The sequence below is a fragment of the Methylobacillus draconifructus genome (assembly GCF_045984385.1).
GTDB lineage: Bacteria > Pseudomonadota > Gammaproteobacteria > Burkholderiales > Methylophilaceae > Methylobacillus > Methylobacillus flagellatus_A.
Map to the genome: position 1 here is coordinate 310,395 of NZ_JBJQIJ010000001.1, position 14,648 is coordinate 325,042.

General features: G+C 59.2%; 14 protein-coding genes. 4 read left to right on the top strand and 10 right to left on the bottom strand.

Annotated elements, in window-relative coordinates; all coding sequences use genetic code 11:
• Positions 1–107: 107 nt before the first annotated feature.
• Positions 108–650 carry a ribosome biogenesis factor YjgA gene (gene yjgA, locus ACKF11_RS01565; protein WP_309564470.1) on the bottom strand — a complete coding sequence of 181 codons (543 nt, stop codon included), beginning with the start codon at positions 648–650 and terminating at the stop codon, positions 108–110.
• Positions 651–688: 38 nt separating this feature from the next.
• Here yjgA and pmbA point away from each other — a divergent pair, with 38 nt between their 5' ends.
• The gene (pmbA, locus tag ACKF11_RS01570) at positions 689–2,047 is read left to right on the top strand and encodes a metalloprotease PmbA (RefSeq protein WP_407995715.1); all 1,359 of its coding nucleotides are present in this window, start codon (positions 689–691) and stop codon (positions 2,045–2,047) included.
• A 75-nt stretch (positions 2,048–2,122) separates the two neighbouring features.
• Here pmbA and ACKF11_RS01575 read toward each other — a convergent pair whose 3' ends face one another.
• Entirely contained in the window at positions 2,123–2,869 is a 747-nt protein-coding gene (locus tag ACKF11_RS01575) for an MlaA family lipoprotein (RefSeq protein ID WP_309564472.1), read from the bottom strand.
• A 211-nt stretch (positions 2,870–3,080) separates the two neighbouring features.
• On the opposite strand from ACKF11_RS01575, the gene ACKF11_RS01580 reads away from it, so the two are divergent.
• Positions 3,081–4,076 carry a class 1 fructose-bisphosphatase gene (locus ACKF11_RS01580; RefSeq protein ID WP_407995716.1) on the top strand — a complete coding sequence of 332 codons (996 nt, stop codon included), beginning with the start codon at positions 3,081–3,083 and terminating at the stop codon, positions 4,074–4,076.
• A 28-nt stretch (positions 4,077–4,104) separates the two neighbouring features.
• Here the strand turns inward: ACKF11_RS01580 and ACKF11_RS01585 are convergent, their stop codons facing one another.
• The 4 genes from ACKF11_RS01585 to panD all read right to left on the bottom strand — a co-directional run bounded on the left by ACKF11_RS01585 (position 4,105) and on the right by panD (position 7,027).
• Positions 4,105–5,538, bottom strand: coding sequence for a cryptochrome/photolyase family protein (locus ACKF11_RS01585; protein WP_407995717.1), 1,434 nt, complete (start codon positions 5,536–5,538; stop codon positions 4,105–4,107).
• 3 nt (positions 5,539–5,541) lie between these two features.
• Positions 5,542–6,009, bottom strand: a complete 468-nt coding sequence (rlmH, locus tag ACKF11_RS01590) for a 23S rRNA (pseudouridine(1915)-N(3))-methyltransferase RlmH (protein ID WP_407995718.1) — start codon at positions 6,007–6,009, stop codon at positions 5,542–5,544.
• Between the two features lie 278 nt (positions 6,010–6,287).
• On the bottom strand, positions 6,288–6,647 hold the full coding sequence (gene rsfS / locus ACKF11_RS01595; protein ID WP_407995719.1) for a ribosome silencing factor: 360 nt from the start codon (positions 6,645–6,647) through the stop codon (positions 6,288–6,290).
• Complete coding sequence (panD, locus tag ACKF11_RS01600; protein ID WP_309564478.1) at positions 6,647–7,027, bottom strand: aspartate 1-decarboxylase; 381 nt, start codon at positions 7,025–7,027, stop codon at positions 6,647–6,649. Before panD ends, rsfS begins: the two co-directional genes overlap by 1 nt.
• Positions 7,028–7,120: 93 nt before the next feature.
• Between panD and ACKF11_RS01605 the strand changes: the two genes are divergently transcribed.
• A complete protein-coding gene (locus tag ACKF11_RS01605) occupies positions 7,121–8,863 on the top strand; it encodes a DUF4153 domain-containing protein (protein WP_407995720.1) in 1,743 nt (580 codons plus the stop codon).
• A gap of 196 nt (positions 8,864–9,059) precedes the next feature.
• On the opposite strand, the gene ACKF11_RS01610 is transcribed toward ACKF11_RS01605, so the two are convergent.
• The 3 genes from ACKF11_RS01610 to ACKF11_RS01620 form a co-directional block, all read right to left on the bottom strand.
• Positions 9,060–11,516: a TonB-dependent siderophore receptor gene (locus tag ACKF11_RS01610; RefSeq protein WP_407995721.1), complete on the bottom strand. Its 2,457-nt coding sequence runs from the start codon at positions 11,514–11,516 to the stop codon at positions 9,060–9,062.
• A gap of 362 nt (positions 11,517–11,878) precedes the next feature.
• The gene (locus ACKF11_RS01615; RefSeq protein ID WP_407995722.1) at positions 11,879–12,871 is read right to left on the bottom strand and encodes a FecR domain-containing protein; all 993 of its coding nucleotides are present in this window, start codon (positions 12,869–12,871) and stop codon (positions 11,879–11,881) included.
• Positions 12,868–13,392, bottom strand: a complete 525-nt coding sequence (locus tag ACKF11_RS01620; protein ID WP_407995112.1) for a sigma-70 family RNA polymerase sigma factor — start codon at positions 13,390–13,392, stop codon at positions 12,868–12,870. The genes ACKF11_RS01615 and ACKF11_RS01620 overlap by 4 nt, the downstream gene beginning before the upstream one ends.
• A gap of 171 nt (positions 13,393–13,563) precedes the next feature.
• On the opposite strand from ACKF11_RS01620, the gene ypfJ reads away from it, so the two are divergent.
• Positions 13,564–14,412: a KPN_02809 family neutral zinc metallopeptidase gene (gene ypfJ / locus ACKF11_RS01625; protein ID WP_407995723.1), complete on the top strand. Its 849-nt coding sequence runs from the start codon at positions 13,564–13,566 to the stop codon at positions 14,410–14,412.
• Positions 14,413–14,457: 45 nt separating this feature from the next.
• Here ypfJ and ACKF11_RS01630 read toward each other — a convergent pair whose 3' ends face one another.
• The gene (locus ACKF11_RS01630; RefSeq protein WP_407995724.1) at positions 14,458–14,604 is read right to left on the bottom strand and encodes a hypothetical protein; all 147 of its coding nucleotides are present in this window, start codon (positions 14,602–14,604) and stop codon (positions 14,458–14,460) included.
• Between the last annotated feature and the right edge of the window lie 44 nt (positions 14,605–14,648).

Sequence of the window (14,648 nt, forward strand, 5' to 3'; positions counted from 1 at the left end):
GGTAACCTTGCCAGTCTTATGTGCGGCATCAATCTGCGCTCGGCTTGCGCCGGCACAGCCGGAAACTCCCGGAAGGGCTTTACCTGCCTACTATGGCACTGATTGGATCAATCATCGTTGAGTTCAGTGCCGGTCGTTAAATTTTCCGTAATGCTGCGCAATATCTTGAATAGCTCGCGGCTGCTCTTGGGCGGCTTGCCTGCCGATTGCTCGCGCCGTGCATTGCGTATCAGGTTGCGTACCTGTTGTGCTTCCGTGTTGGGATATTCGTTGATGAACTCTGCCAGCGCAGACTCGTCCTCAAGCAAGCGGCTGCGCCATTGCTCCAGCCGGTGAAAGCGCGCGTTTTCTTCATTGTGCGAGCCTTCCCAGCGCTGCAGTTGCTCAACGATGGGCGCGGTGTCGATATCGCGCATCAGGCGGCCGATGTATTGCATTTGGCGGCGCAGCGCGCCGTTCGAGGTGATGCGCTTGGCTTCGTTGACGGCATCCAGTAGGGCTTCCGGCAGGTCCAGCTTGGCCAGCTTCTCCTTCGGCAGCTCGACCAGGGTCACGCCTATGGCTTGCAGGGCATCCGCCTCTGCCTTGCGCTTGGTCTTGCTGACAGGCTCAATGCTGTGTTCGGTGTTTTCTGTCTTGTTAGGTTTCATGCTGATGTATGATAACAGTTTTTTGCAAAGAGACTTCTGTGAACGACCAGACAGAGCGTGGTTCGCGCTTTTCATACACGCTGGATGAGCTGAGGGGCTTGAGCGATGAAGTCCTGCGCCTGGCAAAGGCGGCGGGCGCAAGCTCGGCCGAGGCTGAAGTCAGCCTGGGAATAGGCCAGAACGTCTCGGTGCGCATGGGCGAGACCGAGACCATCGAATACAACCGCGACAAGGGCATGTCGGTGACCGTCTATTTCGGCCAGCAGAAGGGCCATGCCAGCACTTCCGACCTCAGCGCCGACGCGCTCAGGGACACTGTCGCCGCGGCATGCAATATCGCGCGCTACACGGCCCAGGATGAATTCTGCGGCCTGGCCGATCCCGCCTTGTTGGCGCGGGATATTCCCGACCTGGATTTGCACCATCCGTGGGACATCAGCGTGGACGAGGCGTTGGCCTTGGCGGTGGAATGCGAGCAGGCAGCGCGTTCGGCCGATCCTCGCATCAGCAATTCGGAGGGCGCTTCGGTCTCCACTTACGAAGGCCTGTTCTCATATGCGAACAGCAACGGCTTCAATGCCGGCTATCCCAGCTCGCGCCACGGCTTGAGCTGCTCGGTGATCGCCGAGGCGGGCGATAGCATGCAGCGCGACTACTGGTATACCAGCGCACGCCATCCCGGCGACCTGGATTCGGCGCGTGCCGTCGGTTTGCGCGCCGGAGAGCGCGCAGCGCGTAGGCTCGGCCCCGGCAAGGTCAAGACTTGCCAGGTGCCGGTGTTGTTCGAAGCGCCGCTGGCCTCGGGATTGATTTCGCACCTGGTTTCAGCCATTTCCGGCGGCAGCCTGTACCGCAAGTCGTCGTTCCTGCTGGACAGCCTGGGCAAGCAGGTGATGTCTTCCCTCGTGAACATAGAAGAGCTGCCGCATATCCCGCGCGGCCTCGCCAGCTCGCCCTTTGACAATGAAGGCGTCGCCACCCGCGGCAGGACGTTGATCAACAACGGCGTGCTGGAAGGCTATATGCTCGGCAGTTATTCCGCCCGCAAGCTCGGCATGCAGAGCACGGGCAATGCGGGCGGCAACCATAACCTGATCATCCGGCACGGCGACCTTGACCTCGCCGGCTTGCTCAAGGTGATGGGCACAGGGCTGCTGGTGACGGAATTGCTCGGACACGGCATCAACATGGTCACTGGCGACTACTCCCGCGGCGCGGCGGGCTTCTGGGTGGAGAACGGCGTGATTGCCTATCCGGTCGAGGAAATCACGATCGCGGGCAACCTGGCCGAGATGTTCATGAATATCGTGGCGGTGGGCAATGATGTGCTGGTGCAGGGCTCGAAGCAGACCGGCTCCATCTTGATCGAGCGCATGACGGTGGCAAGCGGCGAATAGCCTTTGGCTTTAACTTGATTTGCACCCAATGAAAAAGCCACGCATTGCGTGGCTTTTTTGCTGGATGGCTATTATTTATTGTGCTGCTGGGGCTGGCAGCGTTTCTTCTTCGTCGTCATCGTCGAAGTCATCGTACTCCGAGGATGCCTGGCCGGTGACGAATTGCTCACGGCGCTGCAAGTAAGCCTCGCGCATAAAGATGTAAGGGTCCAATGCAGCATCGTCAATCAGGTCGCTTGCGGGCAAATACTGCGAGCGCAGGTCAATGAAGCTCAGCAGGCGCAACTGGTTGCGCACGCGGACGTGATTTGTGTACTGGATCGGGTCGAAGTAGAGCGTGTCGACGGTCAGCCCAGCGGTATCGCGGAATGTGCTTGGGCCGATAAACGGCAATACCAGGTAGGCGCCGCTGCCTACGCCCCACTTGCCCAAGGTCTGGCCGAAATCGGCTTTATGCCTGGGCACGTCATCCATGGAGGCGACGTCGATCAGGCCGCCGATACCGATGGTGGAGTTGATGACCAGGCGGCCGGCATTGTCCATGGCCTTGCCCAGTTCCAGTTGCAGGATATTGTTGATCAGCGAGGTGAAGGTGCCCAGGTTGGTGAAGAAGTTGTTGACGCCTGTGCGGACCGGGCTTGGCACTACTGCCTTGTATGCGCCCGCAATCGGCTTGATGACGGCCTTGTCGGCAGTATCATTGAACTTATAAATTCCCCGGTTCATGCTTTCCAGCGGGTCTTTATTGGCTTGGGTCGCACAGCCTGTCATGCTGAGCGCAAGTGCGACGCTAATCGCAATCCCTGAAATTTTAACGCGCATACATCTGTCCTAATTATTATTGAGTGTCTCTAATTTGACACAAACGGAACTCACTTTAACCGAGCGGTTTTTAGTTGTCTATCGAATTTAATACAACTCGAACCCGTGGAGGCACACTAGTTGTAAAAATGAAACAATTCGTTATCCAGGTGGCGCTTTGTGCCGCCGCTGGCTATATTGCTCTAGCATCACGGAAAGGACGTGGACGATCATGCTGAAACTTTCAGATTTTCTGGCCGGGCAGGGAAGGCAATATGCCCATGCGGATAGTCTCTTATCGCTTGTGCAAGAGGTTGCCGGCGCCTGCCAGGCGGTTGCGCGCGAAATCAGCCATGGCGCGTTGCGCGGCAACATGGGGAATGCCGGCCGCGAGAACGTGCAGGGTGAACAGCAAAAAACGCTGGACCTGATCAGCAACGATATTTTTGTCGAGATGGCGGCCCGGCTGCCGCAGGTGGCCGCCATCGCCTCCGAGGAAATGGAGCATGCACAGGCGTTTGCCGGGAAACAGGGCGAGTACCTGCTGGTGTTCGACCCCTTGGACGGTTCTTCCAACGTCAACCTCAACCTGTCCGTCGGCAGCATTTTTTCCGTATTGCCCGCGCCGCAGGCGCAAATAGACGAGTCTTCGTTCATACAGTCCGGGACCCGGCAGCTAGCGGCGGGTTATGCGCTGTACGGCACCTCCACCATGCTGGTGCTGACCTTGGGGCATGGCGTGCATGGTTTCACCCTGGATCCCGAGCAGGGCGAGTTCTACCTGACGCATCCCGACCTGACCATTGCCGCGGGCACCCAGGAATTCGCGATCAATATGTCCAACCAGCGCTTCTGGCAGCCGCCGGTGCAGCGCTATGTCGATGAATGCATTGCCGGCAGCAGCGGCCCGCGCGGCAAGGATTTCAATATGCGCTGGGTTGCCACCATGGTGGCGGAAGTGCACCGCTTGCTGGTGCGGGGCGGCGTGTTCCTCTACCCCTTGGATAGCCGCAGCGTGGGGCGCGGCGGGCGCCTGAGGCTGTTGTACGAAGCCAGCCCCATGGGATGGCTGGTGGAGCAGGCAGGCGGCCTTGCCAGCACCGGGCACAGGCGTATCCTGGAGGTGGAGCCGGGCAGCCTGCATCAGCGCGTGGCGGTCATCCTCGGAGCGCGGGAAGAGGTGGAGCGCTTGCAGGAGTACCATTCCTTCACCGACCCGACGGCGTAGCCTGCCGGTATCGGAGCTTCATGACCGGCTACTCCTGAGTTTCCTCTTTGCTGCCAGCCCGTTTGTATAGCGCCAGCGCCTGCTCCCGGCGCATGGCGTGGTCTACCACGGGGGCGGGGTAGTTCTTGCCGATCACCAGTCCTAGCGCCTGCTGCCGCAATGGCGGGATCAGCCACGGCGCATGGATCTCCTTATTGTCGCATGGCTGAAGCTCGGGCACATATTTGCGGATGAACTTGCCCTCCGGGTCGAATTTTTCCGATTGCGTCACCGGGTTGAAGATGCGGAACCACGGCTGCGCGTCGCAGCCGGTCGATGCCGCCCATTGCCAACCGCCGTTGTTCGCGGCGAGATCGAAGTCGATCAGGTGTTCAGCGAAGTAGCGTTCGCCCCAGCGCCAGTCGATCAATAAATCTTTTACCAAAAAGCTGGCGGCTACCATGCGCAGCCGGTTGTGCATATAGCCGGTCTGGTGGATCTGGCGCATGGCGGCGTCGACCAGCGGATAGCCGGTGCGCCCTTCGCACCAGGCCTGGAACAGGCGTTCATCATTGGGAAACGGGATATGCTCGAATTCCGGCTTGAAGCTATGCCCTGCGGCTACCTGCGGGTGATGGTGCAGGACCTGGAAATAGAAGTCGCGCCACAGTAATTCGTTGAGCCAGGTTTCCGCGCCCGCGCCGCCTTGCTGCCAGGCCGTCCTCGCCAAATGACGGATGGAGACGGTGCCGAAACGCAGATGCACCGAAAGGTATGATGGGCCTTTCAGTGCGGGGAAGTCGCGCGCATCGCGGTAGCGCGGCATGCGCTCGCTGAAATCCTCGAACAAGGCCATGCCGCCCGACATGCCGGTAGGCAGCTTGAGTTGCTTGAGGTTGCTGCGCGCAAAGCCTAGCGACTCCAAGGGCGGCATCGGCTGAGGTGCGGATTGCGCCAGGTGGCGCATGTAGCGGTCTACCGGGTAGGTCTTGAGGTAGAAGTCGTCCAATTTCCTCAGGCAGGCGTTCTTGTAAGGCGTGAAGACGCTGAACGGGGTGCCCGACTTGGTCATGATTTCGTCGCGCTCGAAGATCACCTGGTCCTTGAAGCGCTTGAACGCGATGCCTTGCGCCTCCAGCCGCTGCCTGACGGTGTCGTCCCTTTTCACTGCTGCCGGTTCGTAATCTCGGTTGCAGTAGACGCACTCCGCGCCCAATGCGCTTGCGAGCGCGGGGATTTCGTCAATCGCCTTGCCGTGGCGTACCAGCAGGTCGCCGCCGCGTTCCTGCAGGGCAAGCTTGAGTTCATGTACGCTTTCCCAGATGAATTCCACCCGGCGGTCTTCTTTGGGCAGGCCATCGAGGATATCGGTGTCGAAGACGAAGGCGCACATGACCTGTTCGGAATCCTTCAGGGCATGGTAGAGCGCGGCATGGTCGTAGTCGCGCAGGTCGCGGCGGAACCACACCAGGGATTTGGTCATGGGTTATTCGCGGTGGTAAGGATGATTGTTGATGACACTCAATCCGCGATAGAGTTGCTCGCTCAGCATCACGCGCACCATGCCGTGCGGCATGGTGAGCCTGGACAGGCTCCATAGCCAGTCGGCTTTCTGTTTCAGGCTGTCATGCAAGCCGTCAGCCCCGCCGATCACCAGGCTCACATCGCGGCCGCTTTCCATCCACAGGCGCATCTTGTCGGCTAATTGCAGGGTGGTGACTTCCTGGCCGCGTTCGTCCAGCGCGACGAGGTAATCGCGGCTCGCGGCTTCGAGGATGCGTTTGGCTTCGGCTTCCTGCACGGTTTCGGAGTTCTTGCCCGAGGCGCGCTTATCGGGCTTGATTTCGACGATTTCCACGCTCATTTCGCGCGGCATACGCTTGGTGTATTCGGTGCATGCGGATTGCACCCAATCAGGCATTTTATGGCCGACAGAAATGATCCGCAGCTTCAAGGAGGATTAGGGCCTGTTAATACTAATCAAGGGGATCGCGTTGGAGCGAGAAAAGGCTGGTTGCAAGACGCCAAGCACAGCAAGGCTGAGTGCCTTGCGAGCATTGGTAACGCCGTGGACGGCCTTTTCTCGCTTCAACCCTACGGGAAGACATGAAACATTCGTCCACTCGGCGTTGCCCGTTTTGTGCGTATCGACATACGTACTGCAACGTGCGCCTTGATTGGACAAATGTTTCATGTCTTCGCGACTCCTTGATTAGTATTAACAGGCTCTGATTACTCTGCGGCTTTGATGTGGCCGCGGCGGTTTTCGGCCTCGCCCCAGAGTTGCTCGAGGTTGTAGTAGGCGCGGGTGGCGGGCACCATGACATGCACGACGATGTCGCCCAGGTCGACCAGCACCCATTCGCCTTCCTTCTCGCCCTCGGTGCCCTGGATGTTGGCGCCTTTTTCCTTGAGCTTCTCGCGGACGTTGTCGGCAATGGCCTTGGCCTGGCGCGTGGAGTTGGCGCTGGCGACGATCATGTAGCTTGTCAGGGAGGTGAGCTTGCTCACGTCCATCACGGTGATGTCAAAGGCTTTGATGTCTTCCAGCGCGTCGACGACGGCCAGCTTCATTTGTTCTAGATCTAGCATTAGGCGGCTTGTACGGGGATGTGCTGGCGTTGGTTCTTGATGCGGTTCTCGGCATCGACATACACCAGCTGGGGTTTGAATTGGGCCAGTTCTGCTTCAGTATAGCTGGCGTAGGTGGCAATGATCAGCAGGTCGCCAGGGCTGGCCTTGCGTGCGGCAGCGCCGTTCACCGAGATGATGCCGGAGTTGCGCTCGGCACGGATCGCGTAGGTGGTGAACCGCTCGCCGTTGTTGACATTGTAGATGTCGATCTGCTGATATTCCCTGATGTCGGCTGCTTCGAGCAACGTTTCATCGATGGCGCAGGAGCCCTCATAGTCCAGCTCCGAGTGCGTCACGCGCACGCGGTGCAGCTTGGATTTGAGCATAGTTCTTTGCATGGCCAACCAATGTGAAAAAACAAGACCGGCTATTATAGTGTAAACAACACGCTGAATAAATGAAGATTTATTGCTGAGGGAGATATTAATGTCATGAATAGACAAGAGCGTAGCTGGATCATCGCCTGGGCGACCTTGCAGGGGATAGGCCTGTGGCTGCTGCACGAGTGGCTGATCAGGTTGGTCGACAAGGGCCAGCATTTGAGCGTGATCTGGCCCTTGTATGCATTCATCTTGACGCTGCCGTTGAGCCAGATGATGCTCTCCGCGCACCGCAACAAAACGGCATTGTGGTGGATGTCCGCGGGCTTCTCCCTGGTGATGTCCGCTGCCGCGGCCTACATGGGCTGCCAGGCATGGGTGGACGGCCTGCCGGTTGGCAGCGTCGAGCGGCGCGGCTTCTTGCTTGGCTTCATTACGCTGGGCAGTTGGTTTGTCCTGTTGCCGTTCGCCGAGCACAAGCTGGTCACTCATCGCTGGTTCAGCGATTATTCGCTGCTGTTTTCCGCCGCCTGGCGCAACCTGGTGAAGCTGGTGCTGGCGGCATTATTCACCGGGCTGCTGTGGATATTGCTGTTCCTGCTGGCCGGGTTGTTCAAGGTCCTCAACATCGGTTTCCTCATGGACCTCTTCACCAGCCGCATATTCGCCTATCCCGTCACGGCGATCGCCTTTGGCATCGGTATCTCCCTCTATGCCGCGAAAGAGGAGGCGCTGGTGGGCATCTACCGCGCCAGCCTGAACATCCTGGGCTGGCTGCTGCCCGTGGTGAGCCTCATCCTGATCCTGTTCCTGCTGGCATTGCCGTTCCAGGGCCTGGCCCTGCTCTGGAAGACAGGCTACGCCACCAGCCTGATGCTGTGCCTGTTGGCATGGACCGTATTCCTGTTCAACGCCGCCTGGCAGGACGCCTCGGGCGAGCAGCGTTTCCCCCGCTGGCTGCTGCGCTTCATCAGCCTCGGCCTGCTGGCGATGCCGGTTTACATCGCCCTCTGCGCCTATTCGCTCGGCCTGCGCGTCGTACAATATGGCTGGAGCGTGGACAGGATATGGGCGGTATTGGCCATCGTCACCATGGCTATCTACGCCTTGGGTTATGCGTTCGCGGTGCTCAGGCGCAGCGCCGTCTGGATGCTGGAAGCAAGGCAGGTCAATATTGCCGCGGCGCTGTTCACGGTGTCATTGCTGATACTGACCATGACGCCGGTGCTCGACCCGGCCAGGGTGGCGGTGAGCAGCCAGGTTGCCAGGCTGCTGGACGGCCGCACGCCGGTCAGCGACTTTGATTTCGAGTATCTGCGGCTGCAAGGCGGGCGCTACGGCAACCAGCGCCTGCAGGAGCTCGCCCGCAATACCGCGCACGAACATGCGGAATTGATCCGGCAGAAGGCCGCGGATGCGCTGAAGGTGACGCATCGCACGTTCAAGCCCAAGGGCCCGGAACCGCTGACGCGCGAGCAATTGCGCGAGCGCTTGACGCCTTATCCGCACGATACCGGGTTTGATCCGGCATTCCTGGATTTCCTGCTCGGGCGATACAATGCCGGCGATATTTATCTCAATTGCCGTGCCGACAAGCAGTGCCCGGTGTTGACGCTGGACCTGAACGGCGACGGCGGGCGGGAGCTGGTGCTGCTGGACGGCTACGGCAGCCGCATCTTTTCCCAGGAACAGGGCGTATGGAAAGTGGCCGGGCGGCTGGCGGGCAAGGACATGGGCGCGCTGGGCGCCGCCAAGATGCAGCGTGAGCTGGACGCACTGGATTTCTCCGCCAAGCCCAACGCCTGGCGCGAGCTGTGGATAGGGAACATGAAATACCAGGTGGAGGAGCAATAAACGAGTAGTGCGCTTCTATGCCTAGGTCGTTGGGTAGTCTTGTGTTGTGTATACAGCAAGGCCTTGGCTTGGTGATAGGGTTCTGAATGGTGCAGGAATGACAGACCGATCATGCAAGAAAAAGCCGACGTTCTGGTCGGCTTTTTCTTTGGCGATTCAGTCCCTATATATCAGTTTACGTAAGCCATCAAACTTGTCACCACTGGTATTTCAACGTGGTATAGATGTTGCGGCGGTCGCCATAGTAACAACCTGCGGCAGCGATGCAGGTGGCAACATATTTTTTGTCCGCCAGGTTGGCGGCGTTGACTTGCAGGCTGAAGCCTTTGAACTTGGGGTTCGCTTTGGCTAGGTCATACCGCAGGGTTGCATCCAGCAGGGTGACATCGTTGGTTTTATAAAGATTTTCATTCTCTCCGAACGAGCCAGCCAAATAGCGCGCGCCCAGGCCGAACGACATACCATCCAATATGCCGGAAGTTGCCGTATGGTACAGCCAGGCTGCTGACTGATGGCGAGGCACAAAGGCAAGCTCATTGCCTAGCTGGGTGGATGCGCTGGTTTTGGTGATCTCGCTATCTGTGTAAGCATATGATGCCAATGCTTCAACACCATGTCCCAGGCTTGCTTTTCCTTCCAACTCGACGCCCTTGATCTCCACTTCGCCTGTTTGCATGCGGGAGCCGTCGGGGGCTGTGGTGACGATGTTGCGCTGATTAATCTTGTAGGCCGACAAGTTCAATAGCGCATCCATGCCCGATGGCCGATACTTGACTCCCGCTTCGTATTGTTTGCCTTTTGTCGCGTCCAAAGGACTGCCGTTGCTATCTACCCCCGTGCTTGGCTGGAATGAACTTGCAAAGGAGACATAAGGAGTCAGTTGCCCGGCGAACGTGTAACTCAAGGCAATGTTGCCGCTCAGCGCGTTGTCGTCGTTAGTGACGCGGCTAGTGCCGCCTGAGCCATAAGCCAGGTTCTTGTTCGTCTTTCTTGCATCGTCATGACGTACACCCAGTTGTAACCCCCAGTTACTCCACTTGATCTGGTCTTGTAAATAGAACCCGAGTTGCCTTTGGCTGGAGTCGATTTTGGTTGCCCATGCTGGTGCAGTCAGCGATAGCGCGCCGTGGTCAAGGTAGGCGTTATAGTCCATCAGGTTGATGATGTTCAGGTTGGATTCGCGGTAAGTCGCTTCCTCGTACGTATAGTCGACCCCAAGCAGCATGCGGTGCTCCAGCCCTGCCGTGTTGAAACGGGTGTCAAGCTGATTGTCTATCGTCAGCATGTCGGATACTTCGGGGAACGCCCATGCGTAACGGATGAGGTTGGTCGGCAGGCAATTGTTCGCGCTCAAGCAGGTTCCTTGCACCCGTCTGGAGTCTGTATCAACACGTGTATAACGGACATTCTGGCGGAATGTCGATTGTGGGTTGATGATATAGCTGAACATGTAGCCAAGGAACGATTGCTCATTGACATAACGGTCGTAGTTCTTTTCTCCGATAAATGTACTCGTCGGCAGGCGGCCCCAATTGCCATATGGCTGTAACGTTCCTTGAACCGGCAAGGCTGTCGCTGCGCCGCCGCGAGAGTCGATTTTCTGATAATGTGCCAACAATGTCAGGCTGACATTTTCATTAGGCTTGATGGTCAGGCTGGGGGCGATCAGGTATTTGTCATCCTCCACATGGCGGGTTTGGGTGTCCGCATCGCGGCCCAGCCCGATCAGGCGGTACAGTATGCGACCCTCTTCATCAATAGGACCGGAAATATCGAATGCGGCTTGCTGGCGATCATATCTGCCAGATTGCAGCTGGATTTCCCCGCGTTTGATGTCAGTGGGCAACTTGCTGCTCAACGCCAATATTCCGCCTGGTGAAGATTGACCATAAAGACTGGACGCCGGCCCTTTGAGCACTTCAACTCGTTGCAGCAGGTAAGGGTCAATTTTAGTCTGGGAATAACCGTTGGCGCCGAAAGGCAATCGCAAGCCGTCAAGATAGCGTGTGGGAGGGGTGAAGCCACGTACGGTCATCCAGTCATAGCGAGAATCCGTGTTGCTGTACTGCAACACTACGCCAGGGGTGTAACGCAGCGCCTCAGTGATTGTCTGGACTCCCATGTGATCCATCTGTTCCCGGGTGATGACATTGATGGTGCGAGGCGTTTCCAGGAGTGAAGCGTTGCTTTTTGCGGCCGAGATGCTGCGGACGGCGGCATAGCTATGCCGACCATCGTATTCCAGATTATCCGCGTCTTGATTCTGGGATGCAGATACATGCAACTCGGGCAATGTGTCGCCCTTGGCTGGAATTGCCGTGACGGAATATCGCTTTTCGCCTAGACGCTGCAGGTGCAGGCCCGAGCCTTTTAATAAAGCCTCCAGGCCAGCATCCACACTGTACCGCCCGTTCAGCCCGGCGCTGGTCTTGCTGTCAGCCAGCGCGGCGTCCGCCGAGAGCAGGATGCCGGCCTCTGCCGCAAAGCGGCTCAGCGCCTGGCTCAACGGGCCGGCCGGGATATGGTATTCGTGCTGCGCCGCATTGGGCTCCGCCGCGAAGGCGGGCATGGCTGCAACGCTGCCGATGGAAACAGCGAGGATGGCTGCGCGCAGGTGTTGCCTGAGCGGCTTGATTGAAATCTGATGATGCATTGAGGTTCCCTGATGAAGAAGTTGGAATTAAAACGCTTCATCCCTAAACCGAAGCAAACGTGGAAAAGGGAACCTCGGGGATGAAATTTTTTCCTAAGAGCCTGTTCAAAGTCATTTCATAGGGCACGTTGCCCCGGCAGAGTAGGTGATGCAAGACGCAAACCGCAGACGGGCTTATTGCCCGGCGAGGATTTGCAACGCAGCAGCGGCTGCTCTGCCGGGACAATCCGAAGGGCATGGCCCCAATGCGCCCGCTCCGCGTTGCAGCCCTTCGCAAGGCAATGAGCATTACCTGCGGACTGCGCCTTGACTGGGCGCGTTTTGATGCCATGCGTACCCTATGAAATGAGATTGAATAGGCTCTAACGTGCGGACACCAGCGCCATCTCGCCCGGTGCGGTGCGCTCAAGCCTCACCGGCAGGGTCTCGGCGATCGCGTGGAGCACTTGCGGCACATCATTGAAAGGATAAGCGCCCATCAGCCGCAGGTGCGCCACTTCGGCTGCGACGCTGAGCTTGCCGGGGTAATAGTCGCCGAGTTCGGCAATGAAGTCGTCCAGCCTGCGGTTGTCGGCGATGAGGATGCCGCGCGTCCAGGCTTCGCGCGCAGGCAACGCCGGTTCGGGATGGGCGATGCGCCGTGCGTCGAAGCGCGTCTGCCAGCCAGCCTCAATGACGACGGGCTTGCCGTGTTGGCGGGTGATCGCCACTGCGCCCTGGTAGACGGCGAGCAAGGTATGGTCCGCCTGCTGCTGTACCGTGAAGCGTGTGCCCAGCGCGGTGAGGCGGCCGTACCGGCTGTCCACGACGAGCGGGCGGGCCGGTTCCTGGCTGTCCGGCGCGGATTGCACGAGGACTTCCCCCGCAAGCAGGGTGATGCGGCGCAGGCTGAAGCCGTATTCCACCTTGGCCTGGGTGCGGGTGTTGAGCCAGAGCTTGCCGCCGTCGGCAAGCGCCACCATGCCGGTCTTGCCTGCGATTGTGCGGTGGGTTTCTGCACGCGCGGTCAGGGTGGTGGCCCAATCCTGCCATGGGGCGTAGCGCTTGATCAGCATGCCGCCGACAAACGCCATGCCGCCGATGCCGAGCAGCTTGAGCGCCTGCCGTCTTGTCCGCGGCTGGTTCAGCGCGTTGCGCGACGCTTGCCTGTCCGCAACGCTGGCCAATTGCTCGAAAGGCGAGTGGGTCGCCTCGACTTCATTCCAGGCCTGCCGGTGCAGGGGGCTCGCATCCAGCCACGCCTGCCACGCGGTGCGGTCTTGCGCGTGCGCATGCTCGTCGCGCAATACGGCGAACCATTCCGCCGCCTGCTGCAGGGCGAGAAGGTCGCCTTCGCTCTTGCTCGCATTGCTCATGCGCGCGCCTCGTTGAGTTCGCGCCGCAGCAGCAGGCAATGCATCATCGCGGCGGCCATGTATTTTTTCACCATGCGTTCTGAGACATCGAGCTGCGTCGCGATTTCACGGTATGTCAGCCCGTCGATCTGGGCAAGCAGGAACGCCTGCCTGGCCTTGGGATTGAGGCGGTTCAGCATGGCGTCGATTTCCAGCAGGGTCTCGACGATCATGTGTTGCAGCTCCTGCGAACCTGATGTGTGCGTTTCATGCTGTTGCAGGGCTTGCAGGTAGTGCCTCTCCAGTTCCTGGCGGCGCCATTGGTCGACCAGCAGCCCCTTGGCGATGCGCACCAGGTAGGCGCGCGGCGTAGCCAGTCCTTGCAGCGCTTCATGCTTCAACAGCAGCCGTACGAATGCATCCTGGGCGATATCCGCAGCATTGTGCGGGCAACCGAGTTTCTTGTTCAGCCAGTTGGACAACCAGCCGTGATGGGCGGAATACAAATCGGTGATGATGGATGACTCAGGAGGAGCGGACATGAACGTCAGGCCGGAATGTTATGATAACGATTCTCATTTTAGTAGGATTCGGTGGTATTCCACAATGGCAATATGATTTGCTGCCGACAGGCCGGCCAAGTGCTACCCTATCGTTGTAAAAATGCTAGATTGCGGCAATGCCAGTCGTAGGCGTTCAACGGGAGATCGAACATGAAGTGGGATGGATTAAGGCGTTCAGGCAATGTGGAAGACAGGCGCGGGCGTGGCGGCAAAGGTGGCCTCGGCCTGGGCGCCGTAGTCGTGGCGTTGGTGGCGGGCTGGATATTCGGCGTGAACCCGCTGACCATCCTCGGCCTGCTCGATGGCGCCAATGCGCCGGCAACGCAACAACAAGGCGCGGCGCCGCCCGCGGACGACAAGCAGGCCATGTTCGTTTCCGCGGTGCTGGCGAACACCGAGGACGTATGGGGCAAGCTGTTCAGCGAGGCGGGCCGCACCTACCAGGAACCCAGGCTGGTGCTGTTCGGCGGCAGCACCAATACCACGCAGACCGGTTGCGGCGTGGGGCAGAGCGCCATGGGGCCGTTCTATTGCTCCCTCGACCGCACCGTCTATATCGACCTCGGCTTCTATGACACGCTGGAAAGGCAGCTGGGCGCGCCGGGCGAGTTCGCGCGGGCCTACGTGATCGCGCACGAGGTCGGGCACCATGTACAGAACCTGCTCGGCGTGCTGCCCAAGGTGGATCAACTGCGCTCCCGTGCGAGCAAGGCGGAAGCCAACCAGCTTTCCGTGCTGCAGGAACTGCAGGCCGATTGCCTGGCAGGGGTATGGGCGCACCATGCCGATGCGCAGTACCGCCTCGTGGAAGCCGGGGATATCGAATCTGCGTTGAATGCGGCCGCGCAGATCGGCGACGACAACCTGCAAAAGCGCGGGCAGGGCTACGTGGTGCCGGAAAGCTTCACCCATGGCAGCAGCGCCCAGCGCATGCAATGGTTCAATACCGGCTACAAGAGCGGCAAGGTGGAAGCCTGCGATACTTTCAGCAAGGGATGATGTAAAAAGCCGGCAGATGCCGGCTTTTTCTTTTTGACAAGTCGCTCAACGTCCAGGCGCGGGCCTGTCGCCGCCCTGTCCGCGATCGGAGTTGCCCGGACCTCCGCCATGGCCGCCATGCGGGCCGAAGCCGCAGCAGCCGCCAAGCAGCACGGCGGAAATGACGATCAATAGAAAGCTTTTGCGTAACATGCTCGTTCCTTGTTATGCGATTGCGGTACGCTTGATTGTAGAGG